The 24,813-nt window shown below is 55.0% G+C and carries 19 protein-coding genes; 4 read left to right on the top strand and 15 right to left on the bottom strand.

Annotated elements, in window-relative coordinates:
- Positions 1-10: 10 nt before the first annotated feature.
- The 7 genes from PGR79_RS03295 to PGR79_RS03325 all read right to left on the bottom strand — a co-directional run bounded on the left by PGR79_RS03295 (position 11) and on the right by PGR79_RS03325 (position 8,098).
- A complete protein-coding gene (locus tag PGR79_RS03295; protein ID WP_113373607.1) occupies positions 11-1,690 on the bottom strand; it encodes an OmpA family protein in 1,680 nt (559 codons plus the stop codon).
- Positions 1,687-2,352, bottom strand: coding sequence for a type VI secretion system protein TssL, short form (gene tssL, locus PGR79_RS03300; RefSeq protein ID WP_113373606.1), 666 nt, complete (start codon positions 2,350-2,352; stop codon positions 1,687-1,689). Before tssL ends, PGR79_RS03295 begins: the two co-directional genes overlap by 4 nt.
- Positions 2,349-3,692, bottom strand: coding sequence for a type VI secretion system baseplate subunit TssK (tssK, locus tag PGR79_RS03305; RefSeq protein ID WP_087860646.1), 1,344 nt, complete (start codon positions 3,690-3,692; stop codon positions 2,349-2,351). The genes tssL and tssK overlap by 4 nt, the downstream gene beginning before the upstream one ends.
- A 772-nt stretch (positions 3,693-4,464) precedes the next feature.
- The gene (locus tag PGR79_RS03310; RefSeq protein ID WP_087860671.1) at positions 4,465-5,460 is read right to left on the bottom strand and encodes a FecCD family ABC transporter permease; all 996 of its coding nucleotides are present in this window, start codon (positions 5,458-5,460) and stop codon (positions 4,465-4,467) included.
- 8 nt (positions 5,461-5,468) lie between these two features.
- Entirely contained in the window at positions 5,469-6,425 is a 957-nt protein-coding gene (locus PGR79_RS03315; protein WP_113373605.1) for an ABC transporter substrate-binding protein, read from the bottom strand.
- 15 nt (positions 6,426-6,440) lie between these two features.
- Positions 6,441-7,223 (bottom strand): ABC transporter ATP-binding protein, encoded by a 783-nt coding sequence (locus PGR79_RS03320; RefSeq protein ID WP_213794557.1) that lies wholly within the window; start codon positions 7,221-7,223, stop codon positions 6,441-6,443.
- A 305-nt stretch (positions 7,224-7,528) separates the two neighbouring features.
- Positions 7,529-8,098, bottom strand: a complete 570-nt coding sequence (locus PGR79_RS03325; protein WP_113373604.1) for a tyrosine-protein phosphatase — start codon at positions 8,096-8,098, stop codon at positions 7,529-7,531.
- Positions 8,099-8,276: 178 nt separating this feature from the next.
- Between PGR79_RS03325 and PGR79_RS03330 the strand changes: the two genes are divergently transcribed.
- Complete coding sequence (locus PGR79_RS03330; protein WP_113373603.1) at positions 8,277-8,963, top strand: RluA family pseudouridine synthase; 687 nt, start codon at positions 8,277-8,279, stop codon at positions 8,961-8,963.
- A gap of 4 nt (positions 8,964-8,967) precedes the next feature.
- Here the strand turns inward: PGR79_RS03330 and tdcG are convergent, their stop codons facing one another.
- The 7 genes from tdcG to PGR79_RS03365 all read right to left on the bottom strand — a co-directional run bounded on the left by tdcG (position 8,968) and on the right by PGR79_RS03365 (position 19,088).
- Positions 8,968-10,332 carry an L-serine ammonia-lyase gene (gene tdcG / locus PGR79_RS03335; protein WP_113373602.1) on the bottom strand — a complete coding sequence of 455 codons (1,365 nt, stop codon included), beginning with the start codon at positions 10,330-10,332 and terminating at the stop codon, positions 8,968-8,970.
- An 87-nt stretch (positions 10,333-10,419) separates the two neighbouring features.
- Positions 10,420-12,714: a formate C-acetyltransferase gene (gene pflB, locus PGR79_RS03340; RefSeq protein ID WP_113373601.1), complete on the bottom strand. Its 2,295-nt coding sequence runs from the start codon at positions 12,712-12,714 to the stop codon at positions 10,420-10,422.
- 32 nt (positions 12,715-12,746) lie between these two features.
- Positions 12,747-13,955, bottom strand: a complete 1,209-nt coding sequence (tdcD, locus tag PGR79_RS03345) for a propionate kinase (protein WP_113373600.1) — start codon at positions 13,953-13,955, stop codon at positions 12,747-12,749.
- Positions 13,956-13,983: 28 nt separating this feature from the next.
- Positions 13,984-15,315 carry a threonine/serine transporter TdcC gene (tdcC, locus tag PGR79_RS03350; protein ID WP_045390456.1) on the bottom strand — a complete coding sequence of 444 codons (1,332 nt, stop codon included), beginning with the start codon at positions 15,313-15,315 and terminating at the stop codon, positions 13,984-13,986.
- 21 nt (positions 15,316-15,336) lie between these two features.
- Positions 15,337-16,326 carry a bifunctional threonine ammonia-lyase/L-serine ammonia-lyase TdcB gene (tdcB, locus tag PGR79_RS03355; RefSeq protein ID WP_015366079.1) on the bottom strand — a complete coding sequence of 330 codons (990 nt, stop codon included), beginning with the start codon at positions 16,324-16,326 and terminating at the stop codon, positions 15,337-15,339.
- Positions 16,327-16,420: 94 nt separating this feature from the next.
- Positions 16,421-17,359 (bottom strand): transcriptional regulator TdcA, encoded by a 939-nt coding sequence (gene tdcA / locus PGR79_RS03360; protein WP_113373598.1) that lies wholly within the window; start codon positions 17,357-17,359, stop codon positions 16,421-16,423.
- A gap of 592 nt (positions 17,360-17,951) precedes the next feature.
- On the bottom strand, positions 17,952-19,088 hold the full coding sequence (locus tag PGR79_RS03365; protein ID WP_113373597.1) for an MFS transporter: 1,137 nt from the start codon (positions 19,086-19,088) through the stop codon (positions 17,952-17,954).
- 91 nt (positions 19,089-19,179) lie between these two features.
- Between PGR79_RS03365 and PGR79_RS03370 the strand changes: the two genes are divergently transcribed.
- The 3 genes from PGR79_RS03370 (at position 19,180) to PGR79_RS03380 (ending at position 24,149) form a co-directional block, all read left to right on the top strand.
- Positions 19,180-19,950: an AraC family transcriptional regulator gene (locus PGR79_RS03370; protein ID WP_113373596.1), complete on the top strand. Its 771-nt coding sequence runs from the start codon at positions 19,180-19,182 to the stop codon at positions 19,948-19,950.
- Positions 19,951-20,072: 122 nt separating this feature from the next.
- The gene (locus PGR79_RS03375; protein WP_113373595.1) at positions 20,073-21,806 is read left to right on the top strand and encodes an alpha,alpha-trehalase; all 1,734 of its coding nucleotides are present in this window, start codon (positions 20,073-20,075) and stop codon (positions 21,804-21,806) included.
- 222 nt (positions 21,807-22,028) lie between these two features.
- The gene (locus tag PGR79_RS03380) at positions 22,029-24,149 is read left to right on the top strand and encodes a TonB-dependent siderophore receptor (RefSeq protein ID WP_162750164.1); all 2,121 of its coding nucleotides are present in this window, start codon (positions 22,029-22,031) and stop codon (positions 24,147-24,149) included.
- A 46-nt stretch (positions 24,150-24,195) separates the two neighbouring features.
- Here the strand turns inward: PGR79_RS03380 and emtA are convergent, their stop codons facing one another.
- On the bottom strand, positions 24,196-24,807 hold the full coding sequence (gene emtA / locus PGR79_RS03385) for a membrane-bound lytic murein transglycosylase EmtA (RefSeq protein ID WP_015366071.1): 612 nt from the start codon (positions 24,805-24,807) through the stop codon (positions 24,196-24,198).
- Positions 24,808-24,813 lie beyond the last annotated feature (6 nt).

Genomic DNA, 24,813 nt, shown 5'->3' on the forward strand with positions numbered 1-24,813 from the left:
GATGGTCGGTTTAGAAAGCGCCATCCGCCGGGGATGAAGCGGAGGTTGTCGCAACCCGGCAGGCATCAGCCTGCGGCACCAGGCTAATTTCAACCCGGCGGTTGAGCGCCCGGCCTTGTTGCGTCTCGTTGCCGGAGACAGGACGGCTTTCGCCATAGCCCTGTACCGCAAAACAACTTTCCGGCACGTCACCGGTGTCGCGCATCCAGTTGCGCACCGATTCGGCACGCTTCAGAGAGAGTGTCTGGTTGGATTTATCATCACCCACGCTGTCGGTATGCCCGGCGATGACGATAAGCCAACCTGGCCTGGCCTTTATCCCCACCAGCGAGTTCACCAGCAGCTTTGTGGAGCCCGGTTTCAGCGTCCACTTGCCGGTATCGAAAAGAGACATGCTGTCGAGGCGGATAATTTTCGGCACGATTTTTTCTACCGCTTTCGGCGGAGGCGGGGGGACGTAGGAGCGAATCGCTTCCAGTAACGGCTGGCGCAGACGCTCGCCGCGATAGAGCCCAAGACTGAGCGCCAGCGGCGCGCCGTCACGCGCGAAGGCGTCCAATTGCGCCGCATCCTGGCGTAAAATCTGTACGGCGCGGGCTTTTGCTGCATGGTCGTCCATCGCCGTCCGTTCATAACGCTGAACATCAAAACCAACCCGCTGGAGGAGTTGATGGTTATTCCATGCGCTGCAGCACAGCGCAATCAGGGCCGCGAGGGAGAACAGACAGAATGCCCGCCACAGGGCACGGCTTTTCGGCGTAATGCCGCCGCCCTGCGGCAGTATCGGCAAAATAAAATCAGGCAGTTTCCGCGCATCGGCAGCAATTTTCGGCAACCAGCCCGGTAGTGAGTTGAGGGAAGTATGCTCAGACAGCCAACGCTGCCATAGATTATCCGCCACGGCAGGCGCCCCGGCTGGCGTGAAATGATACAGTACGACCGCCGGAGCGATCGGGGGAACATCGTCGGTGGCCGCCGTCAGTACGCTCAACGCTATCTGCTGCGTAAAGCGGGCAAACGCATTCATCCTCACCAGCGCCGCCAGGCGATGAGCGCCATCAGCCTGCATCAGCCAGCTTGCGCTGCTGAACGGCACGCCGTCAGGCAGCCACATCTGCATCGTCTCTTCGGCACGCGCTGTCTGCCATAACGGTTCCAGCGATGCGCCGAACAGAGTGCTGTTCAGCAGTAACGGTATCGCCCGACGGGTATCACGCCGCACCTGAGCAAGCTGCCAGCGCAGCTCGCGAAACCGGGCCGTCAGCGCCGCGTCATCATCATGTTGTTGCGGCTGCACGCAGTACATCACTGCCAGCTGGGCGATGAGCGCCGGCCGCTCACGCTGCAAATAACGCGCCGTCTGCTGCAACGCGGCGGTGGTGACTCTCAGCCAGCAACCCTGCGCCGTACGGTAAACCGCCCCTTCTCCCGGCCAGTCCGCCGTGTCGCCGCAGACCAGCACAACCGGCTGTCGATACGGCGCCGACGGTAGCTCAACCAGCCAGTCGGCATCCGCAGGTCGCTCACGTTGTTGGCGCCCGACGTAGACCAGCCCGGCCGCTACGCCCGCCGCCGTCAACCCAACAGCCAGCACCCGGCCACCGGTGGATAACGGCAGAAACAGCAGGATCATCAACACCGCCAGCAGCCCGCCCCACAGCCATAGCAGGCGCGGATAGCCCGCGCTCATTGTCCGCCTCCCAGTCGCAACGCCGCCACCAGGGCATCCAGCCAGTAGTTCAACCCCAACCACAACGCGGCCACCAGCACCAGCGACACGCCAATACTCACCGGCCAACGGCGCAGCCAGTCTGCCAGACCGCGGCGGCCGGATAGATTCGCCAGAATCGGCTGCTGAGGATCGCCCGCAAACGGCGGTACACGCTCGCCAAGCGCGCTGACAAGCGCTGCGCGCGCCGGATCATTGAGGCTATAGCGCCCCTTAAAGCCCAGCGCCAGTACCCGATGAAAACAGGTCAGTACAGCTATATCCGGCGCCGGTTCGCGCAACGTCTGGCGTATACGCTCATAGAGCGCATCTCCGGCTTCCATGCCGCCAAAATATTTGACCTCAAGCGGCCGGTCGTACCAGGCGATACAGGCGTCATCTTCCTCTTTGCGGCCTTTCGCGGTTTCATCCAGCAGCGCGCACCACGCATAGAGGATGTGCTGGCGGTTCGTCTCGCTGACATCAGCGGCGACCAGCTGCGCCATCACCTGTTCAATGTTATCTACACAACGCTGCCAAAGAAGTTTCCCCTCCCCCTCGGCCAGTTTGGCGCCAAGACGCAGTTCCGTCACCGTTAGCCAGCTATCCGCCAGCAGAGCATCAATATTGATATCCTGGGTCATGAGCGCAGCACCGCATACAGTTCGAGTTCAGGATCGCCCAGCAGGCCGGGCACGTAAAAGACGCAACTCCCTTCCGCCAGCATCGCCTGCGCCGCCGGATGAGTCATATCAAGGGTGAAATACTGATTCTCAAGGCGCAGCGGAATAGCGGCGGGAACATGGCTCATGGCTTTCAGCGGAATGCCCGGCTGCGAACCGTTGACCACCCGGTCAACCTCATCGGGGCTGCCGGTTTTACACTGTTGCGGAAATTGCTCCAGCAGTTGCGACGCAGGCAGCGCGGAACGCACCGAGAGATAAAAATCGGCTTCTTCGCGCAACCTTGGATCGTGCAGGCGGGCATGCCAGCGCTTACGCCGGTCATCGTGCGTCATTTCAATCGCCACAACCCGGGATGGCAGGCTGGCTTCGAGCAGTACGCCGAGTAATTTGAATAGCGGTGGAAAGACTTCGGTCAGCGCCTGATGGCGATAGGGCGGGATATCCGCCGTGGTGTGGTCAAGGGAGAAAGTCAGCAAGCTGCCCGCCAGGCTGGCCAGCGCTTCATACAGCCGTTCCGGATGTACCTGAGGATGACGCAGAAAATGGCTCAACACCGGCTCCGCGCTGTTGAGCGCGTTCAGCAACCAGAACAGTGATACATCCGCCACCGCAAAATCCGCCATCCTGGCGTTGCTCTCCCGGCGCATGGCCATCAGACGTTGCAGGCGCGTGCGCAGTTGATTCGTCAATTGTTCCGTCTGTTCGTGCAGCCAGCGGCTGGCTAACACTTTCAGTAGCGGTGGGATAAAGTCCTCATCCAGCGACCAGCACTCCTGACTGTCGCGACGTAGCCTGGCGAGGTCGACGGTTTGATAATCGCCGTTATCGTCATCCGCAGCACGCAGCGTCAGTTGCGCAAGCATCACCGCAATTTGTCGACTGTCTTCGCCATATCTGTTGCGCACTTCTCGCCAGGCCTGGCGCCAACGTACCGGACGCTCTGCACGTTGCTCCACCTGCAGGCAATTGCCGCCGTTGCCATGCTCATGGGGCAGCGCCAGCACCACCGTTAATTCATGGCAGTCCGCTTGCGGCAAGACCATGGCTTCAGGCAGCGCATCAGCATTATCACTGTCAATTAGCGTTCCATCAGGAAAGCGCACGTACAGGTGGCTGGCTTTCAGTGTCCCTTGCTTTAGCAGAGCGGCGTCAAATTCGACGCGGATGACGCCCCAGGGATTCATCACTCCCAGACGGGCGATACATTCGCTTTGCCAGGCCGCCTGGTTCACCTGCTGTTGAAAATGTTGTGGGGAGATCATCTGACCCCTGCCCCACAGTGGTCGTAATGTCTTCATCGCACCTCCTGTGCGTTACTCTCGCTTCTCTAATAAGGTGTTCTTAAACTCCAAATTTAATTTCACCTTGCTAACTCACTGGCGAACGGCACTCAGAAACAGAAAAACTTGAATTATTGTTATTGGTATTTATTTTTTCTTGAACGAATATTGGGTGGGCTTTAATATTACCGGAACGACTAACGGCCAGGGATTTAAGCGTCAGTTTGACGGCCCTCTGTTCAATTTCGATATGCAGTGACAACAGTGAAGGAATACGGGTATTGAGTCGCTCACCTGGGCAAGCGCTGTTCATTACACCCCTTATATATCTGAACCACATCAGAATGAATCACTGGTTACCGTTAACCACCCGAATTAATGAACTATATTTAGATTGATATCAAGAATATTCATCACGGGAATAACGAATAAAATAACCAACAATTGCAATATCTCAATATATCGCGTGGCCTCATGCGTTTTGAGCAGGGAATTAAACCAGGAACTTACCAACTAACGGGTCATGCGCCAATGATGTCTGTTTCATTGATATAAATCATTACTTACCGCCATGCCGCAACAATCGTGGCCTGAAAAAAATTTCTGTCCAATTATATTTTTGGCGAATCATTTAAAAAAACCCACCTCGTCCAAAAGCGCTCTATCCAGAAAAGTTCCCCCTTCAACGGCGGAGAGTGCCTTTATAATCGGCGAGTCACATTCATTTAAATAATAGAACCCATTATTTGCGCGCAATAATGGGTCAACCGCTATTTTCCCGTGGCTCGGCTTATCGTGTTGCCCGCATTAGCAGGCTAACAATAAACGCGCCGCCAAGCCCGGCAGTAATAATACCAATCGGTAATTCTTGATTCGCTATCAGACTTCGACTAAGTATATCGCCGCCAATGAGCAATATCGCGCCCAGCAGACCGCACATTGGTACGGCCAGCCGGTGCCTGACGCCAACGACCCGACGCGCCAGATAAGGAACCATCAGGCCGACAAAACCAATGACCCCGGTTAAAGAGACCAGTAAAGCGGTAGCCAACGCGCAGCAGAGAAAGGTTTCGCTTCTCAAACGCTGCACATCGACGCCCAGCGAGCAGGCCGTCTGCTCCCCCGCCAGCAGTGCATCCAACGCCCGCCAGCGACGCAGGGTAAATCCGCTCAACAACCCCAGGCTCAATAATGGAATGAACAAGTTGTCCCATCGCGCCAGTCCCAGACCGCCCAATGACCAGAATAGCAACGAACCGGCCGCTCGCTGGTCGCCGGAAAAGACCAGATAGCTGGTCAGCGCGCTGAAAAGAAACGACACCGCCAGGCCGCAGATAATTAACTGTTCCGCTCGCCTTAGCTGATTGACGCGAAACAATATCATCACCGCCAGCGCGGATAATATCCCGCCGACGAAGGCCGAGACCGGCAGCGTAAACGCCCCCAGTACATCGCCGAAGCGGGTAATCACCAGCACCGCGCCGGCGGAAGCGCCTGAAGAGAGACCAAACAAAAATGGATCGGCCAGTTCGTTACGTGTCGTGGTCTGTAACAGCAAGCCGGCGATCGCCAGTCCTGCGCCGGTCAACGCCGCCAGAAGGCTCCGTGGTAGACGTAAGTCAATGACGATAGTTTTCAAAATTTCGGGAACGGGAGCGGATGATATCCCTAACGCTGATATCACTTGTTGCCATGAGAGTTCCACACTCCCCAACCGCAGGCTCGAAATCATCAAGCCGCATAAAACCACGGATGCCAGCGCCGTCCACAGAAGAAAACGTTGCATTGACGGCCTCATTTCACGTCCGTGGCATATAAGAGGTGCGCCAGCTTCTCAACCGCCGCAATATTCGCCGGACCCGGAGTCAATTCAGCATACTGTAGCTTAAGATAACGCTGCTGCCGGACGGCGGGCGTCAATTTCATCAGTGGATGAGATTCCAGCACGTGCTGCAGCGCCTCGGTTCCCGTGCCGGTTTGGTAATCGAGCAGAATAATCACCTGTGGTTCGCTGGCCGCCACCGCCTCCCACGTCGTCGTGGTCCAGTTCGCGTCCAGAGTATCCATCACGTTGCGTCCCCCGGCCGCCTCGATAATGGCCGTCGGCATCCCGTACTTGCCGCTGGTAAAAGGTTTATCTTCGCCGGAGTCATAGACGAAGACCCGCTGCGGCTGCATATCCGCTGCCCTGGCTGGCAGATTCGCCAGGCGACGCTTCCACCCTTCCACCAGCGCTTCGGCCTGTTGTTGCTTGCCAAAAATCTTACCCAACTTGAGTTCATCGTTGTAAAGCAAACTCATGTCGGCTTTCTTTGCCTGCCCGCCGGCCTGTACGCAACTTTCACTCAATACCAGCGTGTTAATTCCATATGGCGCCAGCGTCTGCGGCGTCACATCGCCGCCAATTTTCATGCCGTAGTTCCAGCCGGCGAAGAAAAAGTCCGGCCGGACCGCCAGCAGCGTTTCCAGCGACGGGTATTTAGGCGCCAGCTCGGGGATGGTCCCCATCGCCGCTTTGAACTGTGGCGTAAGTTTGTACCAGCCGGTGATGCCGGTTAGCCCCACAATCCGATCCTGGAGATCGAGCGCAAAGGCCATTTCCGCCATATTAAGATCGTTAATTACCGCACGCTGTGGGGGTTGATTAAAGGTGATGGGTTTACCGCAGCTGTCCACGGTAACGGGAAAGGGATTCGCTAACGCTAACGGGCTACTTAACAGCAGCCATAAGATAGTTAAAAGTCTGTTCATATTTACTCGAGATCATTAAGCGCGATGAGGAACTTCAAAAATGCGTAGCGCTTTACCGCTAACGGGATGCGCCACGCGAAAACTGGTCATGCCAAAAACCGGATAGCTTACGGTGGGGTGCAGCGCAGCCTCGGGTACGTCGCAAATCATCTGCTTGCCGTGGTGGATAACCAGCATTCGGTCGGCAAAGGCTTCAGCCGCGGCAAGATCGTGTAACACCGCAATCACCGCAACCTCTGTGCGCTTTACCAGGGTAAGCAACTCGCTCCTCGCCAGCGGATCGAGGTGATTGGTCGGCTCATCCAGCAATAGTAATGCGGGTGATTGTGCCAGCGCGCGGGCGAGCGCGGCGCGCTGGCGCTGACCGCCGGAGAGGTTGCCCAGCGGGCGATGGCGTAAAGGCTGCAGCCCCGTATCGCTAATCACGCTATCCACGATGCGCCGTCCCTGTGCCGAGGAGGGTGATTCACGATACGGTAAACGCCCCAATTGAACATACTCTTCCACCGTCAGGCGCAAATCAGGGGTATCGTTTTGTGACAGGAAAGCAATATTCCGCGCACGCGCTTGTGGCGACAGTTGCCGTAGTGGACACCCCTGCCAGTACAGCGTTCCTTTATCCGGGCGAGCGTCGCCAATGATCGTCCGCAGCAGGCTTGATTTACCACTGCCGTTGGGGCCAATGACCGCCAGCTTTTCGCCGGTATGGAGCGTGAACTGGATATCATCAAGTATCGTTGTACCACGCCGGGCGTTAAGACTTATCCCGTCAACGTGCAGGATCGCAGGTTCGTTCATATGATTCATAAGATATGTTATAACATAACAATTGTTGTACCACGTTCGCCTACCAACTGCAATTCCGCGCCTGTGGATTTTTTACTAACGATTCGAGGAATATACCCACACTAAAATAATGACAACTTAAATTTTCGATCAGGCTTTTTTCGCTGTATCGCCTGTTGGCAGCCCTTATTTACTCATTAAACATAACAATAACTATTCCTCACCATAATCACAGGGATAACTGCCGCACTATGGTTTGGCTATATGGCGATAACAATCTTTATGACGATAATTTGTGCGTTAAAAATGACGGCTCGCTAAAATTTTCCTGCGGATAAACTCAGCACCCGTGCTCGCAATTGTTCTACATCGGTCGACTCAATATAGCGGGCAATGTCGGGATAATACTGTTGGTGATAGCCATATTCCGGGCGGTGCAGTTCCGCCAGCACTTCTGACTTTGTCGCATGGCTAAACAGCAGTTGGTAGAGCGCGACAATCATCCCGGTACGATCGCTGCCGTGCCAGCAGTGCACCAGCGCCGGTTTTACCGCACGATGTAAAAGGCTCAGCGCAATCACCACATCATCGTCGTTAATCGCAGCCGCGTTCATCGGCACCCTATACAAAATAAGCCCCGTGCCCTGCGCTTCGTGAGCATCGCTGTGCCACTGACGCAAATTTAACACTGAGCGTATTCCTATACGCTCCAGGCTCTGCATCTGCAGCCGATTAGGTTGCGCCGAACGATACAACTCAGGCGTGACGCGATAAAAATTATCCGGCATATTTTCGCTTGCCGCAGCGGATAATCCTGCGGTCAGGCTAATTAATAATAGTAACCATTTAACGCAAGAATAAATACTATCCTTAATTAGCAATATCATGAATAATCCTTTTCATTTACCGCGAAATATTTACGCTGCAAGTTGAATATCTAATAATACCCGTGAGCGCAATCCGAATTGTTAGCCGATCCAATCTCCTTTGATAGCCATCAAATTCATTCGCCTGTGGCCGGTAATTTCGCTATCATCCGCCCTCACCCTTAAGCAGCGCCTGCCCATGCCTACCGTAATAGATACCTTTATCGCCCCACCTTGTTCCGCGCAGATTAAGATCCTCTACGAGGACGAACACTTGTTGTTGATCGACAAACCCAGCGGTCTGCTCAGCCTGTCGGGGAAGAACCCGCAGAACCTGGATTCAGTCCATCATCGCCTGGTGCAGAATTTTCCGGGGTGCACGCTGGTGCATCGGCTCGATTTCGGGACTTCCGGGCTGATGGTGGTGGCGCGTAACAAAACGATCAACGCCGCGCTGTGTCAGCAGTTCAGCCAGCGGGCGGTAAGCAAGGTTTATCACGCCCTGCTGTGTGGGTATCCAGAGGAAGATGAAGGGGTGATAGACGCGCCGATTGCCAAAGATCCGGCGCTGTTTCCACGGATGGTGATTAGCGCGCGTAACGGTAAACCGGCGCGCTCCCGCTATCAGGTGCTATCACGGGAATGGTTGCCAACAGCCAGTGGTTCGCTGGCGGTAACTCGCGTACGATTGCAACCGGAAACCGGACGCACCCATCAGCTACGCATCCACTGCCAGCATCTCGGCTATCCGATTCTCGGCTGCGATCTCTACGGAGGGCTGGCGGCACATCAGGCCTCACGCCTGATGCTCCACGCCAGCGAACTGCATTTTCACCATCCGGTCAGCGGTGAAGCGATAGCGGCGCGCCAGCCCACTCCTTTCTGATTCGTCAGTCGCAAATTACTTTTATCGCCAGCCCGCCGCGCGAAGTTTCACGATATTTATCGTTCATGTCTTTGCCGGTTTCATACATCGTCTCAATGACGTTGTCGAGACAGACCCGCGGCTCGCTGGTTCGGCGGAGCGCCATCCGCGCGGCGTTAACCGCCTTCACCGCATTGATAGCATTGCGTTCGATGCAGGGGATTTGCACCTGCCCGGCCACCGGGTCGCAGGTCAGACCGAGGTTATGTTCCATCGCAATCTCCGCGGCGTTGCATACCTGCGCCGGGCTGCCGCCAAGGAGTTCCGTCAGCCCCGCCGCCGCCATAGAGCAGGCCACGCCAATTTCGCCCTGACAGCCAACTTCTGCGCCAGATATAGAGGCATTCATCTTATACAGTGAACCGATAGCCGCCGCAGCCAGCAGATAGCGAGCAATCGAGTTGGCATTGACCGGACGGCGAAACTTGTCGTAATAGGCCAGAACCGCGGGGATAATCCCGCATGCGCCATTGGTAGGCGCAGTGACGACCCGCCCACCGGCGGCATTCTCTTCGCTCACCGCCAGCGCGAACATATTGATCCAGTCGATGACGTTCATCGGATCGCGGGAGAGGCTGTCGCTGGCCACCAGCTGTCGGCGCAGCGCCGCCGCCCGGCGCGGCACGTTGAGTGGCCCCGGCAGCACGCCCTCGGTATTCATTCCCCGCTCAATACCGTTACGCATCACCGCGTAAATGGCGGCGAAACCAGCATCGATTTGCCCCTTATCGCGCAGCGCCAGTTCGTTTTGCATCATCAGGCCAGAGATGGAAAGGCCATTGTGCTCGCACAGCTGAAGCAGTTGATGGGCGGAGCGGAAATCAAAGGGGACCGGCGTTGCGACATCGTGAGTCTGGCCAAAACGCGCTTCCTCAACGATAAACCCGCCGCCAATTGAGTAATAGGTTTTGCTGAGTAGCGGCTGCTGATGATCCCAGGCGCTGATACGCATACCGTTCTCATGGCGGGCCAGCGCGCTATCATGAAATACGATGCTCTCCGGCAGCGGGAAATCGACCTGCCGACTCCCCTTCGCCACCGGCAGACGGCCGCTCGCGGTCACCTGCTGAATAAAAGCCGGGATGGCGTCAATATCGACATCCTGCGGACTATTGCCCGCCAGCCCCATGATGATGGCGACATCGGTCGCATGCCCTTTGCCGGTCAGCGATAGCGAACCGTACAGATCGACGACAATGCGCGAAGTCTGCGTCAGGTCGCCGCTGCTCGCCAGCTCAGTGATAAAACTTTTTCCTGCATTCATCGGCCCCACCGTATGGGAACTCGAAGGGCCAATACCAATTTTGAAAATATCGAAAGCGCTAATCATATCTACACCTCGGTTTACCGTGTAGTGAAGACCAGGTTTCACACCGATGATAAAAAATGGGGCGACCATGATCGTCGCCCCGTTGCGTTACAGCGCCTGGGTGAAGGTTCGCGAAATGACATCCTGCTGCTGTTCATGGGTCAGCGCATTAAAGCGCACCGCATAGCCAGAGACGCGGATGGTCAGGTTCGGATAATTTTCCGGATGAGCAATGGCATCCAGCAACATTTCGCGGTTCATCACGTTGACGTTCAGATGCTGGCCGCCCTCGATCCGCTCTTCGTGGTGGAAGTAACCGTCAAGCAGACCAACGAGGTTGGTTTGCCGGACGCTCGCCTCTTTGCCTAACGCCGCCGGGACGATCGAGAAGGTATAAGAGATTCCATCCTTCGCGTAGGTGAACGGCAACTTCGCCACGGAAGTCAACGAAGCGACCGCCCCTTTGCGATCGCGGCCATGCATCGGGTTTGCTCCCGGCGCAAACGGCGTACCGGCGCGGCGGCCATCCGGGGTATTACCGGTTTTCTGGCCGTACACCACGTTTGAGGTAATCGTCAGGATCGACTGCGTGGGCACCGCGTTACGGTACGTCGGCAACACCTTAATTTTCTTCATAAAGCGTTCAACGAGATCGCAGGCAATACTATCGACGCGCTGATCGTTATTGCCGTACTGCGGATAATCGCCTTCAATCTCAAAATCGATCGCCAGGCCGCTGTCGTCGCGGATGGGTTTCACCTTCGCGTGCTTAATTGCCGAAAGCGAATCCGCCGCCACCGACAACCCGGCAATCCCGCAGGCCATGGTGCGGTATACGTCGCGGTCGTGCAGCGCCATCAGCGAGGCTTCATAACTGTATTTATCATGCATGTAATGAATGATGTTCAGCGCGCTGATGTACTGCACCGCCAGCCAATCCATGAAATGATCGAGGCTGGCCATCACTTTGTCGTAATCCAGCACGTCGTCCATCAGCGGCGCGGTTTTCGGCCCGACCTGGATTTTGAGTTTCTCATCCACCCCGCCGTTGATTGCGTACAGCAGCGTTTTGGCGAGGTTGGCGCGAGCGCCGAAGAACTGCATCTGTTTGCCGATAACCATCGGGCTGACGCAGCAGGCAATGGCGTAATCATCACTGTTGAAATCGGCGCGCATCAGGTCATCGTTTTCATACTGCAACGAGGAGGTGGCGATCGAGACCTGGGCGGCGTATTTCTTAAAGGCAATCGGCAGCGCTTCCGACCACAATACGGTAAGGTTGGGTTCCGGCGCCGGGCCCATGGTGTGCAGCGTATGCAGATAGCGGAAGGAGTTTTTAGTCACCAGCGTGCGGCCATCCAGCCCCATCCCGCCAATCACCTCGGTTGCCCAGATGGGATCGCCGGAGAACAGCGTATCGAATTCCGGCGTACGCAGGAAACGCACCATGCGGATCTTCATAATGAAGTGGTCGATCAGCTCCTGCGCCTGTTGTTCATTGAGGATCCCGGCGTGGAAGTCGCGTTCGATATAGATATCGAGGAAAGAGGCGGTACGCCCCAGCGACATCGCGCCGCCGTTTTGCGATTTCACCGCCGCCAGATAGGCGAAGTATAACCACTGTACAGCTTCCTGGGCGTTGCGCGCCGGGCGGGAGATATCGCAGCCGTATTTCGCCGCCATCTCCTGCATTTGCAGCAGCGCGCGGCGGTGCTCCGCCAGCTCTTCACGCAGACGAATAGTGGCTTCCAGATCCTGCCCGCGCTCGAGCGTTGCCTGCAGATCGGCAAACTGCAGCTCACGTTCACGCACCAGATAGCGGATGCCGTATAGCGCCACCCGGCGGTAGTCGCCAATGATACGCCCGCGGCCATAGCCGTCCGGCAGCCCGGTCAACACGCCGGATTTACGGCAGCGCAGCATATCCGGCGAATAGGCGTCAAATACCCCCTGATTGTGGGTTTTACGCAGCTCGCTAAACAGATATTCAAACTGACTATCCATTTCCCGGCCATAGGCATCAAACGAGCTTTTAATCATGTTAATGCCGCCAAACGGATGCAGCGCGCGCTTGAGCGGTTTATCCGTTTGCAGACCGACAATTTTCTCCAACGCTTGCTCAATATAGCCGGCATCATGGGCGGTAATGGTGGTGGCGATATTGGTATCAAAATCAACCGGCGCGTGGGTAGCGTTCTCTACGCGAATGCCGGCCATCACTTTTTCCCACAGCGCGGTCGTCGCCGGCGTCGCCTCCGCAAGGAACGATTCATCCCCGGTATATGGCGTATAGTTGTGCTGAATAAAATCACGGACATTAATTTCTTCTTTCCAGTCCGTACCGTTAAATCCGTGCCATGCTTCGGCGTACAGCATATCGCTGGTATCGATATTTACCTTCATGAAAATAATCTCTCTACAGGACCACAACGTAATTAAGCAAATTCCAGGGATGTGTTAATTTTGCCTAAATGAATAGCATCGAGCGCAATCATCTTCTCTTCATTGGTGGGGATGACTGCAGATATCACGCGTGCCTCGCGGGAAGAAATAACGCGTTCACCGGCGGAGTTGGGTTGTTTATTTAGCGCATCATTCAGGCTGACGCCGAATACCGCTAAATGCTCAATCACCAGTTGGCGGATTAATACCGAATTTTCGCCGATACCGCCGGTAAAAATAATCGCGTCAAGGCGGCGTAGCGAGGCGGCATGGCCGGCAATGTGGCGGGCAATACGATGCACGAAGGTTTTAATCGCCAACCGCGCGCGTTCATGCCCCTCATGCCAGGCTTTTTCCAGCACCCGCAGGTCGGATGACAATCCGGATATCCCCAGCAGGCCGGACTCCTTATTCACCACGCGCTCCAGATCGCTGAGCGTCTGGTTAGTTTCGCCGGCAATCCACGCCATCGCGCCAAAATCGACATCCCCGCTGCGGGTGCCCATCATCAGGCCTTCCAGCGGCGTCATGCCCATCGAGGTGTCGACGCTGCGGCCGTTGCGTACCGCGCAAATCGACGCGCCGTTGCCAAGATGGGCAATGACCAGCCCGCTATCCTGCTCGGGTAAATCAAGCAGCGCTAGCGCGCGCTGAGACACATAACGGTGCGAAGTGCCGTGGAAGCCGTAGCGACGCACGCCCAATCGCTGGTAATAGTCCCACGGCAGGCCGTAGAGAAATGCCTCTGGCGCCAGCGTCTGATGAAAACTGGTATCAAAGACCGCCACCTGCTGTACGCCCGGGAATAACTGCTGCGCTGATTCAATACCGCTGAGATTGGCGTAATTATGCAGCGGTGCCAGCGGCGACACCTGGCGAATATTGTCGATAACTTCATCGGTAATGATCGCCGATTCGGTAAATATGCTGCCGCCGTGCGCGATACGGTGGCCAATTAACGCCACGCTATCCATTAAATCGCGTTTTTCTAATTCAAATGCGATCGCCTTCAATGCACCTTCATAACTGCGGTGAGCCAGCTTAGCCGGCTCTCCCCCATTTATTGACAGGAACGCATTTTCAGAATTAATGCCATCTGCAATACCAGCCATTAATACTTCACAGCTGGCGGCATCCAGTACTGAAAATTTAATTGAAGACGAGCCGCAGTTAATGACCAGTACTACCGGATATTCATTCATGTCATCACTCCGCTCGTCCTGAGCTTAATTAAAACAGTTTGTAAACGATGTTCAGAATGGTCAGCAGACCGATTACCGTGACGAAAACGTTGTCCAGGCGGCCGCGATATTTCGCCAACGATGGCGCTTTACGGATGGCGTACATCGGCAGCAGGCACAGCAGCGAGGCAATAATCGGCGCGCCCATCGCTTCAATCAGGTCGAGAATGTTCGGGTTGGCGTAAGCGACGATCCACGTTGAGCCCATGATAAAAATCATGCTGATGGTGTTGAGCTTGCCGCTGGAAACGCGGGTTTTATCGCCTTTGTAGCCAAACTTCAGCACCAGACCGTTCAGGCCTTCCAGGGTGCCGAGATAGTGGCCGAAGAAGGATTTGAAAATCGCCACCAGCGCGATGATTGACGCGCCATATTCAAGCACCGTAGCAAAGGTGGATTTGGTGCCGGACAGCGAGGCGAAGTGGTTCGCCAGGTAAGAGAGAACCGGGATATTCTGCGCTTTGGCATCCGCCATATTCTGCGGCGACAGGGTAAACAGGCAGCTGAAGGCGAAGAACATTACCACGGCCACCATCAGCATGCTGGCGCGAGAGATAATCTGTGAACATTTGCGCTCGGTGAACTCGCGACCAAAGTCTTTTTCATACTCTTCGCGCTTGGAGACCACGAATGAAGAGACAATTGGCGAGAAGTTAAACGAGAACACCATAATCGAAATACCCAGCCAGACGGTCACCAAAATACCATCGTGACCGGTCAGCGAGATCTCGCTTAAATTCACCTGATCGATAACCGCAGAGTTCCAGTAAGGGATCAGCGACAGCGAAATCAGCACCAGGCTGGCGATAAACGGCCATACCAGATAGCTCATTACCTTCACCATCAGATCTTTACCGAACCAGATGACAAACGCCATCAGCAGCAGCAGGAACAGCGCGACAAAACCGCGGTTCAGCGCCGGCAGCTGCAGCTGGTTTTCCCAGAAGGTCATAAAGGTATTGGTGATCGTCACGCCGTAAATCCACAGTAGCGGGCAAATCGCGAAGAAATAAAGGAAAGTAATCACCACCCCGCCGGTTTTACCAAAGTGCTCCTCTACCGTTTCAGTGATATTGCCGGAAGGATTTGAGCCGGAAAGGCACAGCCGGGCCAGCGCCCGATGGCAATAGAAGGCGATCGGGTAGGCCAGCACTAACATCAGTAAGATGGGGATCAGGCCGCCGAAACCGGCGCGGATCGGGAAGAATAATACCCCGGCGCCAATGGCGGTGCCGAATAAGCCCAGGGTCCAGGTGGTGTCCGATTTGCGCCAGGACGACTCTTTTGTCTGGCTGGATACAATGCTATCTGTAGTACTCATATCCTTTCCTCATCAAAAAGATTAAGCGTCAACTAAACCAGTAATTTGCGATACGCGAGACAGGTCGATATTGCCGCCGGAAATAATGCTGACGGTTTTTCGGTTTTGAATATAGCTGTCCAGTTTACCGCTTAATAATGCGGCACAGGCTAACGCCCCGGCCCCTTCGGTAATGACTTTATTGCGTTGAATAAGTGCGACCATACTGTTGCGAATTTCGTCTTCGCTGACCAGCACAATATCGTCCACTAATTCACGCACGATTTGATAGGTAATATTCCCTGGACGAGAAACGTCGCAACCGTCAGCCAGGGTGGCATTAGTGCGATGATTGGTAATTTCTCCGGCGTAATACGAGGCGGCCATGCCGTGAACATTTTCCGACTGCACGCCAATAATACGAATAGTCGGGTTAATCGATTTAATCGCCACCGCGATGCCGGCAATTAAACCGCCGCCGCCAATCGGCACAATAACGTTATCGACATCATATAAATCCTCCATGATCTCCAGACCAATAGTCCCCTGGCCGGCTATCACTTTCGGGTCATCGTAGGGAGGAATAAATATACGCCCTTCCATTTCGACAATTTCGCTGACTTTGGCGATGGTGTCGTTAAAATTATCGCCATGTAGCACCACTTCCGCCGAATAGTCGCAGGTGGCGGCCACTTTTGATTTTGGCGCGCCCTTCGGCATTACCACTTTGCCGTCAATGCCGAGCATAGCGCAGGAGAGTGAAACGCCCTGCGCATGGTTACCGGCGGAACACGCCACCACGCCTTTGCGCTTTTCAGCATCGGTCAGCGAGCTGAGTTTATTAAAAGCGCCGCGAATTTTAAAAGAACCGGTGCGCTGCATATTTTCAAACTTAAGGAAGATTTCGCCTTTGCATCGTTCGCTGAAATAATTCGAACGCGGCATCCCGGTTTTATATATTTTACCTGCCAATCTTTTCTTCGCTTCGAGGATATCTTCAATAGCAACCGGAAGATCGTATGTAATATGCATGAGAACCTCTTAACCTGGAATTAAAAAATAGCGTTAATGGGCAGCGATTGATAAATAAATCGCAGCTTGAGTTTCGATTAATATAAATAGACAATCAATCCACAGTGATTAATTGTCGTCGTCGGCAACCGCTATGGGCTGAATATTCTTTCGCTAATTCGACTAACGCCGAGGCCGCGCTTTTTATGCGATAGTTCTTCGACCATACCGCAGCATAATGCGCTACGGGTAACGCGTCCTCGACAGGAATAGTAATAAATTGATTAGAGCCAAATGGTGCGGTCATATCACAAGGAATAACCGTCAGGAAATCAGCATTGAGAACAAGATTATAAATAGTAACGACAGAGTCGGTTTTAACGATGTTTTCATTGTTGATGCCGCTGCGTTGAAGCGTGGCGAGGAGTTCACTGTAGTAACCCATATTGGTTTGCGGCAATACCCACTGTTCGTGTTGTAACGATGCCAGCGTGGCACTGCCGCTACGCGTTCGCGATTTGCTGGCCACCAGCACGAACTCTGATTCAAATAGCGGTTCGACATGTAGATCGTGCAGCTTCATTTCATCGCTCAGCGTGCCGATGGCGAAATCGAGGCGGCCATCGCGGATCGCCGGCAGGAACGAAGAAAGCTGCGCTTCGTACATCGAGACCTGTGCTTTTGGAAATAACTTTTTGAATTTATGGATCATGTCCGACATAAAAGTGAAGCCGATCAGCGACGGGAAACCGAAAGAGACGTCAACGACGGTGCTGCAGGTCATACTATGCATTTCGTTAACCATATTTTTCATTTCGCGGGTAATCGATTCCGACCAGCTCAACAACACCTGTCCGGCTTCAGTCAACGTAACACCGGTATTTTTACGGACAATGAGCTCAGTGCCGAAATAGTCTTCAATATCATTAATTGTTTTACTGACTGCAGGTTGAGTTAATCCTAATTCTTTCGCTGCTGAACCAATCGAACCACTTCTGATCACCTCCTGGAATACAACCAGGTGCTGAGTTTTAGGGAGCGGAATAGTATTCATATTGGTTATCCACGTTAATGACTTTGTTGACGGCGGGAAGTGTATCAAATGATGATCCGCTGGTTGTGTGAGACTACTCACAAAGCCCTTTCACCTATAATCAACCTTATCCATAAAACAAAATAAAACAATTAAAATCAATAACATAAAAGCAAAAACATGAAATTAAGCATGATTTTAGTCAAAGAAATATGAGGGGATAAAAAATATTTATGGGGATAAAAAAGGTTAATTTTTAAGCTAAAAATGAGCAGGAAAAGGGTAATTTTCAAGCAATAAAATGAGGTATTTCACATTATTTTCTGATTAAACCTCAGGTGTAAACAATCAAATAAAATGAGAAAACTGTATTTATTTCGATTCATTACGGGATGAGGTCACAATTTTTCACGTTATTTGTATGTAAAGATATATTTAATTAATTAAGTTGAAAACAAAAACAAACAATGAATTATCATTTACAACATTATTTTAACCTCATTTTTTAGCTATTTTATAGCAGGTAATTCCTTGATTAAAATCAATATCGATTTTTCATCCACTCACAAAGCTACTAAATAGTGATTTGTGCTAATCATCACAAATCCAGAAACTAATCATCAATGTATCGCAGATAACACCAACCGGTTAACGCGCAAATCACCGCACAGATTGCCAACGCGACGCCGAGCGATTGCCCCCACCCCACGAATGCCAGCCCCAAGCCGATAACCAAATAATAGGTCAGGCCGAACAGCGCTCCGGCGCTACCACGACAATCAGTGTAATCGCTAAGCGCCGTTCCCAGTACTACGGGGATCGCCATGGCATAGGCTGTCGCCACTGCGATCATCGGCAGCAAAAAGAACCATGAATCCGCTAACAGGCATACGCCTGCGCTGGCGAGCAATAACAGCAGACCGGCACAGATAAAAATAGGCCGCTGCCCTGCTCCACGTCGCAGCAACAAACGATTGCCCTGCGCGCCAACCAACGCCCCTGCCGCCAGCGCCATACCGCTGTAGCCAAAAGCCCGCGCATCCAGCCCCAGGCGGGCAAAAAGGAAAGGCCCCTGGCTGTAGTAGCTGAACAAACCGATATTCAATGCCGCCACCAGCGCCACCGCTAAACGAATTTTTGTATCCGCCATCATGCGCAGTAATAGCGGCCAGAGCGCCTGATTTGCCGTTCGCGACGGCCGGGTTTCCGGCATTACCACCGCGCACAGCAGCAATAGCGTCGCCGCCAGCAACGCCAGGGCGCTAAACACGCCATACATCCCCCACCACCCCGCCAACACGCCGCCAGAATAGACGCCAATTGCCGGACTGATAGCCAGCGCCATGCCCACGAAGGAAAAAATCGCCGCCAACTGCCGACCTTCAAACGCATCGCGCAACACCGTTTGCCCAACCACCGACCCGATAGCCGCGCCGAAAGCCGCTACGATGCGAGCCGCCAGCAGCACGCTAAAATTTGGCGCCGCCAGCGCCAGCATACAGCCTGCGGTATACACCGCCAGACCGAGCAATAACGCCGGCCGCCGTCCACGCCGGTCGCTGAACCAGCCCCAGAACAGCACGCCGATGGCAAAGCCGATGAAATAGACCGCCAGCGTCTGCGCCGCATCGGCGGCGCTAACGGAAAAATGTGCGCTGATATCAGTCAGCGCCGGGCTATAGATGGTTTCCGCGATTTGCGGAAACATGAGTAGTGCGGTAACCAGCGCCATCGCCGAACGACTTAACATATCCACCTCCCTTATCAGAGGCGCCATTGTAGGGAGCGGCATAATCGGCGATTATAAACATAATGACTTTTAACATCGAGAATCAGACATCATGGCATGGCTCAGCGCGGATGCATCCTTTGACCCTGATACGCTCAATACGCCGCTGGTTGGCGTGCAAGCGACCCTTAACGGCGATCATGACGATGGTCTGCATCATCATCAAATGGGGCAGATGCTATTTACCCGTCAGGGTTGTATCCGGCTGACGTTAAACGATGGCGCGCTATTGTGTATGTTGCCGCCAACCCGCGCGGCGTGGATCCCCGCAGGCGTCACCCACCGCGCCGAAATGCAGCACATCGTTGATTACCGTTCGGTGTGGTTCGCCACTACCTCATACCCGCAGCTGCCCCGTCAGCCTGCGATTCTCAACGTTACGCCGCTGCTGCGCGAGTTGCTCGAACGCATTAGCGCCAGCCCGTGGGATACCGACTGGCGACAGAGCCCGGCCCGGCATCTGGCGGCGCTCTGCGTGGCGGAAATCGGCGCGGCAAAACAGGAACCGATGATGCTAACGCTGCCGCAGGATAAACGCCTGCGTCATCTCAACGGCAATGCGCAACCACCGCTACTTCAGCAACTGGCTGCGCAATGCGGCGCCGGAGAAAAGACCATCAGCCGCCTGTTTCAGCGCGAAACCGGCATGTCATATCAACAATGGCGCCAACAGTGGCGGCTAATGAAAGCTGTAGAATTGCTGTCTTGCGGCCAGCGCATCACGGATGTCGCCCAGGCGCTGGAGTTTGCCAGCGATAGCGCCTTTATCTACTTCTTCCGTACCCAGACCGGCAAAACGCCGGGACAATACTTCACCAGGTAAATACTCTGTTTTCGGCCAAAATGTTAACTCCAACACGCGAAGCGGCCGATATTCGGCTAAGGTTTTCTGATGGCCGTTCGCAGTGGCGCGAAGTCAGCAAAACGCAAAATGGAGAATTATCGATGACGAGATCGGTTCTACGTCGCCCGGAAACCCTGACATACCTCATTCAACTGGCGCTGGGAGGCGCAATGTTAAGCCTGGCGACATTTGCCGTTCAGGCTGATGAAAACCCCGCCCCGGTGCCGCAATCGCCTGATGAACTTTTAGGCCCGCTATTTAACGACGTGCAAAGCGCGAAACTCTTCGCTGACCAAAAAACCTTCGCCGATGCGGTACCGAACAGCGATCCGCTAATGATCCTTGCCGACTATCGGATGCAAAAAAGCCAGGCCAGCTTCGATCTGCGCCATTTCGTCGAGATCAACTTCACCCTGCCGCGTGATAACGATCAATACGTGCCGCCGAAAGGGCAAACATTGCGTCAACACATCGATGGGCTATGGCCGGTATTAACCCGCAGCACCGTCGAGGTAGAAAAATGGGATTCGCTGCTGCCGCTGCCGAAACCTTATGTGGTGCCCGGTGGACGCTTCCGCGAAGTCTATTACTGGGACAGCTATTTCACCATGCTGGGTCTCGCCGAAAGCGGGCACTGGGATAAAGTGGAAGACATGGTGGCCAACTTCGCCGCCGAAATAGACCGTTGGGGCCATATTCCAAACGGCAACCGCAGCTACTACCTGAGTCGTTCGCAGCCGCCGTTCTTCTCCTTTATGGTTGAGCTGCTGGCCAGCCACGATGGCGATCGGGCGCTAAAGACCTGGCTGCCGCAGATGGAAAAAGAGTATCGCTACTGGATGGAAGGCGCCGAGGCGCTGACGCCCGGCAACGCCAATAAACGCGTGGTGCGTCTGGAAGATGGCGCGCTGCTTAACCGCTACTGGGATGATAACGATACGCCTCGCCCGGAATCCTGGCTGGACGATGTTACCACCGCCAAAAACAATCCTAACCGCCCGGCCACCGAAATCTATCGCGACCTACGTTCCGCCGCGGCCTCTGGATGGGACTTCAGTTCTCGCTGGATGGATAATCCGCAGCAATTGGGGACTATCCGCACCACCAGCATCATTCCGGTCGATCTCAATGCGCTGATGTTCCACATGGAGAAAACCATCGCCCGCGCCAGTAAGGCCGCAGGCGACAGCGCCAAAGCCGGGCAGTACGATGCGTTAGCGAACGCCCGCCAGAAAGCGCTGGAAAAATATCTGTGGAACGATAAAGAAGGCTGGTATGCCGATTACGATCTGAAGAGCCATAAAGTCCGGAATCAGCTGACCGCCGCGGCGCTGTTCCCGCTGTACGTCAAAGCGGCCTCCAGCGAACGCGCCGCGAAAGTCGCCGCGGCGGCGGAAAGCCGCCTGCTGAAGCCTGGCGGACTCACCACCACCACGGTCAATAGCGGCCAGCAATGGGACGCGCCAAACGGCTGGGCCCCGCTGCAGTGGGTAGCGGTGGAGGGTCTGCAGAACTACGGTCAGAAAAAAGTGGCCATGGAGGTCACCTGGCGCTTCCTCAGCAACGTACAGCACACCTATGACAGCAAGCAGAAGCTGGTAGAGAAATATGACGTGAGTTCAACGGGTACCGGCGGCGGCGGCGGAGAGTATCCCCTGCAGGACGGCTTTGGCTGGACCAATGGCGTGACGTTGAAAATGCTCGACCTGGTTTGCCCGCAGGAAAAACCATGTGATGCCCTGCCGGCGACCCGTCCGACGCCGGCAGAAAGCGCTGCCGGTAAGCAGCCAGCCGCGAACGATGCCGTGGCGGCTCTGGAGAAAAAAGCCCAATAATCCCCTGCGCGCGGCGATATCTTCGCCGCGCTATTACCATCGACATCACCCCATCATCCGCTCGACAGCCAGCAAAATGTCTTCTTGCTCTGAGGAGGACTATTTTGCTTGATCATGCAAAAGCAAACGATAATAATTCGCATTATTTTTAACGAAAAAGCATTTCGTTTATTTCCGCGGCGGCGCACAGGAGTGCCAGACCGCGCTATTCAGGATTATGGCATGATCTCCTCTGTTGACTTCAAACGCTCCGCGCTGGTGTGCGCCCTCGCGGCCGCCTTCCCTCTCGCCGCACAGGCGGAAGATACTCTAATCGTTACCGCAAAGCCTGACGACTCCGCCAGCGCGCAGACACAAGGCTATAGCGCCAAAACGTCAACCGGCGCCACGAAAACCGATCAGCCGTTGATAACTACCGCCCAGTCGGTATCGGTGATCACCCGCCAGCAGATCGCCGATCAGGGCGCCAATACCGTAAGCCAGGCGCTCCAGTATACGCCGGGGGTTTATTCCAGTTTTGGCGGCGGCGCGACGCGCTTTGATACCATCTCGCTGCGCGGCTACCACGGCGGCGACGTCGATAACCTGTTCCTTGACGGCATGCGCCTGATGAGCGACGGCGGCAGCCATAACGTACTGCAGATCGACCCATGGTTTATTGAACGCGTCGACGTCATCCGTGGCCCCTCTTCCGCCCTTTACGGCCAGAGTGTGCCGGGCGGGGTGGTCAATTTGACCTCCAAACGGCCGCAGTTCAGCCAGCAGGGTCACTTCCGCCTGACCGGTGGTACGCAAAATACTAAGGGCGCGGCTTTTGACTATACCAACGCTATCAATGACCAGTGGGCCTGGCGGCTCATCGGCATGACCCGCAGCAGCGATACGCAGTATGACCATACCCGCGAAGAGCGCTACGCGATTTCGCCTTCCTTGCTGTGGCAACCGGATAGCGATACTTCGCTGCTGTTGCGCGCCTACCTGCAAAAAGATCCCTCCGGAGGCTACCACGGCTCTCTGCCGCTGGATGGCACCCGTTACGCGCACAACGGCCGTAAACTTTCACCCAGCACTAATGAAGGCGATCCGGGTGATGGCTACCAGCGCCGCGAACAGATCTACAGCTACGAGTTCAATCACCAGTTTAGCGATGTCTGGTCGGCCTACTCCGCGGGCAGCTATACCCATACGAATGTCTCGCTGGATCAGGTTTATCAGGTTGGCTGGGTAGGTGACAGCGACATGCTTTCCCGCGGCTACAGCGGTTCCCGCGGGTCGCTGGACGCCTGGTCAACCGATAACCGCCTGCGCGCCGATTTCGCCACCGGTGAACTGGCGCATACGCTGATCCTCGGCGCTGAGTATCATCGCTTCCGCAACGATTTGTGGACCGGCGCCGGCGGCGCGGCGCCGCTCAATCCGTTCACCGGCTATACGCCGCAAACCGGGCATACCATCACCTACAGCGATAATAATAATCGCCGTTATTACCAGACCGGGCTTTATCTGCAGGATGAAATGGTGTGGAACCGCTGGCATCTTGATGTTTCCGGGCGCTACGACCGCATCGTTTCACAGCAGGTAAGCGACACCTCAGGCACGTCAAACCGCCGCTCCGACGATCACATCAGCGGCCGCGCCTCGCTGCTGTACGCGCTCGATAACGGTCTTTCGCCCTACTTAAGCTACAGCCAGGCGATTACCCCGGCGATGCTGCCGGGCGCCGACGGCACGTTATTAAAACCCACCACCGCCGAACAGGTGGAAGCCGGCCTGAAATTCCAGCCGCCGGGCAGCAGCGATTTGTATAGCATCGCGATTTACGACTTGATGCAAAAGGATGTCGCCACCCGCGATCCGAACATCGCCACCGCCACCTATATTCCCGCCGGAAAAGTGCATTCGCAGGGCGTAGAGCTGGAAGCGCATAATCAAATTACACCGCAATTGAGGACTATTGCCTCTTATACCTGGAATCGCCTGCGCTTCCAGGACACGAAAGACGGCACCGATAGTAATACGCCGCAGCTGTCGCCAGATCAGATGGCCTCGTTCTGGGCGCGCTATCAATTGCCGGCGGGCATTACCCTTGGCGCGGGCGTGCGCTATATCGGTAAGCAGTGGGCCGATGACGCCAATACCGAACGTTTACCTTCGGTCACCCTGATAGATGCGATGGCGCGCGCCGACCTCGGAGCGTGGTCGACAGCGATGAAAGGCGCCTACATTCAGGTTAACGCGAATAATATCGGCGATCGTGAATATCTTTCCGGCTGCTACGGCACCGGCAACTGTTACTGGGGGGCTGAACGCAGCGTCACGGCTACCGTGGGTTACGATTTCTGACAACGTTGCCTCCGGGAACATCCCGGAGGCAACGCAAGGTGAGGAATTACATCGCGTCCAGCGCTTTCTGCAGTTTCCAGATATAGCGCGGCGCCTGTGGGGCTGGATGCTTTTTCGCCACGTGTTCAAAGAACTCATCGGCATCGAGATCGTTAATCTCGTCAATGGCGTCCTGGCGATTCGACGAGAAGGTGCGCAGCAGCGCGCCCGCGCCGTTGGCATAAGAGACCACGACCGCATAGCGCATCACCTGCGGGTCCTTAATCCCCGCCAGCGGGCCGTTTTCCAGAATGCTCAGGTAAGCGGCGCCCATCGAGATATTGCGTTCCGGATTCTTCAGCTCGCTTACCGAAGGCTGGCCACGCCAGCCCATCCGTTGATAGACATCGCGCCCGGAGGTCGACGGCTTCAACTGCATCAGCCCTACCGCGCCGGATTTACTGACCACCGAGGGATTACCGCCGGACTCAATCGCGATGATCGCCGTTATCAGCTGCGGGTCTACTCCCCACGCGGCGCCGGCTTTTTCGCTAATCGGCATCCACTGCATCGACCGCTTCACCGGGACTTCCGGGTTCCACGGCGGATTGGTGTAATCGTGCTTTGAGCTACAACCGGCCAACAATACAAATAAAAAAACAAACCATCTCAATTTCACACATCT

The organism is Klebsiella sp. 141161 (assembly GCF_050600815.1).
Taxonomy (GTDB): domain Bacteria; phylum Pseudomonadota; class Gammaproteobacteria; order Enterobacterales; family Enterobacteriaceae; genus Klebsiella; species Klebsiella aerogenes.

What these genes read in the sequence shown, in the direction of transcription:
- tdcG (WP_113373602.1), bottom strand. Translation starts at nt 10,332, where the DNA reads ATGATTAGCGCTTTCGATATTTTCAAAATTGGTATTGGCCCTTCGAGT.
- PGR79_RS03320 (WP_213794557.1), bottom strand. Translation starts at nt 7,223, where the DNA reads ATGAACGAACCTGCGATCCTGCACGTTGACGGGATAAGTCTTAACGCC.
- pflB (WP_113373601.1), bottom strand. Translation starts at nt 12,714, where the DNA reads ATGAAGGTAAATATCGATACCAGCGATATGCTGTACGCCGAAGCATGG.
- tssK (WP_087860646.1), bottom strand. Translation starts at nt 3,692, where the DNA reads ATGAAGACATTACGACCACTGTGGGGCAGGGGTCAGATGATCTCCCCA.
- PGR79_RS03310 (WP_087860671.1), bottom strand. Translation starts at nt 5,460, where the DNA reads ATGCAACGTTTTCTTCTGTGGACGGCGCTGGCATCCGTGGTTTTATGC.
- PGR79_RS03365 (WP_113373597.1), bottom strand. Translation starts at nt 19,088, where the DNA reads ATGTTAAGTCGTTCGGCGATGGCGCTGGTTACCGCACTACTCATGTTT.
- PGR79_RS03380 (WP_162750164.1), top strand. Translation starts at nt 22,029, where the DNA reads ATGATCTCCTCTGTTGACTTCAAACGCTCCGCGCTGGTGTGCGCCCTC.
- PGR79_RS03295 (WP_113373607.1), bottom strand. Translation starts at nt 1,690, where the DNA reads ATGAGCGCGGGCTATCCGCGCCTGCTATGGCTGTGGGGCGGGCTGCTG.
- tdcD (WP_113373600.1), bottom strand. Translation starts at nt 13,955, where the DNA reads ATGAATGAATATCCGGTAGTACTGGTCATTAACTGCGGCTCGTCTTCA.
- PGR79_RS03325 (WP_113373604.1), bottom strand. Translation starts at nt 8,098, where the DNA reads ATGATATTGCTAATTAAGGATAGTATTTATTCTTGCGTTAAATGGTTA.
- tdcA (WP_113373598.1), bottom strand. Translation starts at nt 17,359, where the DNA reads ATGAATACTATTCCGCTCCCTAAAACTCAGCACCTGGTTGTATTCCAG.
- PGR79_RS03330 (WP_113373603.1), top strand. Translation starts at nt 8,277, where the DNA reads ATGCCTACCGTAATAGATACCTTTATCGCCCCACCTTGTTCCGCGCAG.
- tssL (WP_113373606.1), bottom strand. Translation starts at nt 2,352, where the DNA reads ATGACCCAGGATATCAATATTGATGCTCTGCTGGCGGATAGCTGGCTA.
- PGR79_RS03370 (WP_113373596.1), top strand. Translation starts at nt 19,180, where the DNA reads ATGGCATGGCTCAGCGCGGATGCATCCTTTGACCCTGATACGCTCAAT.
- PGR79_RS03375 (WP_113373595.1), top strand. Translation starts at nt 20,073, where the DNA reads ATGACGAGATCGGTTCTACGTCGCCCGGAAACCCTGACATACCTCATT.
- tdcB (WP_015366079.1), bottom strand. Translation starts at nt 16,326, where the DNA reads ATGCATATTACATACGATCTTCCGGTTGCTATTGAAGATATCCTCGAA.
- PGR79_RS03315 (WP_113373605.1), bottom strand. Translation starts at nt 6,425, where the DNA reads ATGAACAGACTTTTAACTATCTTATGGCTGCTGTTAAGTAGCCCGTTA.
- tdcC (WP_045390456.1), bottom strand. Translation starts at nt 15,315, where the DNA reads ATGAGTACTACAGATAGCATTGTATCCAGCCAGACAAAAGAGTCGTCC.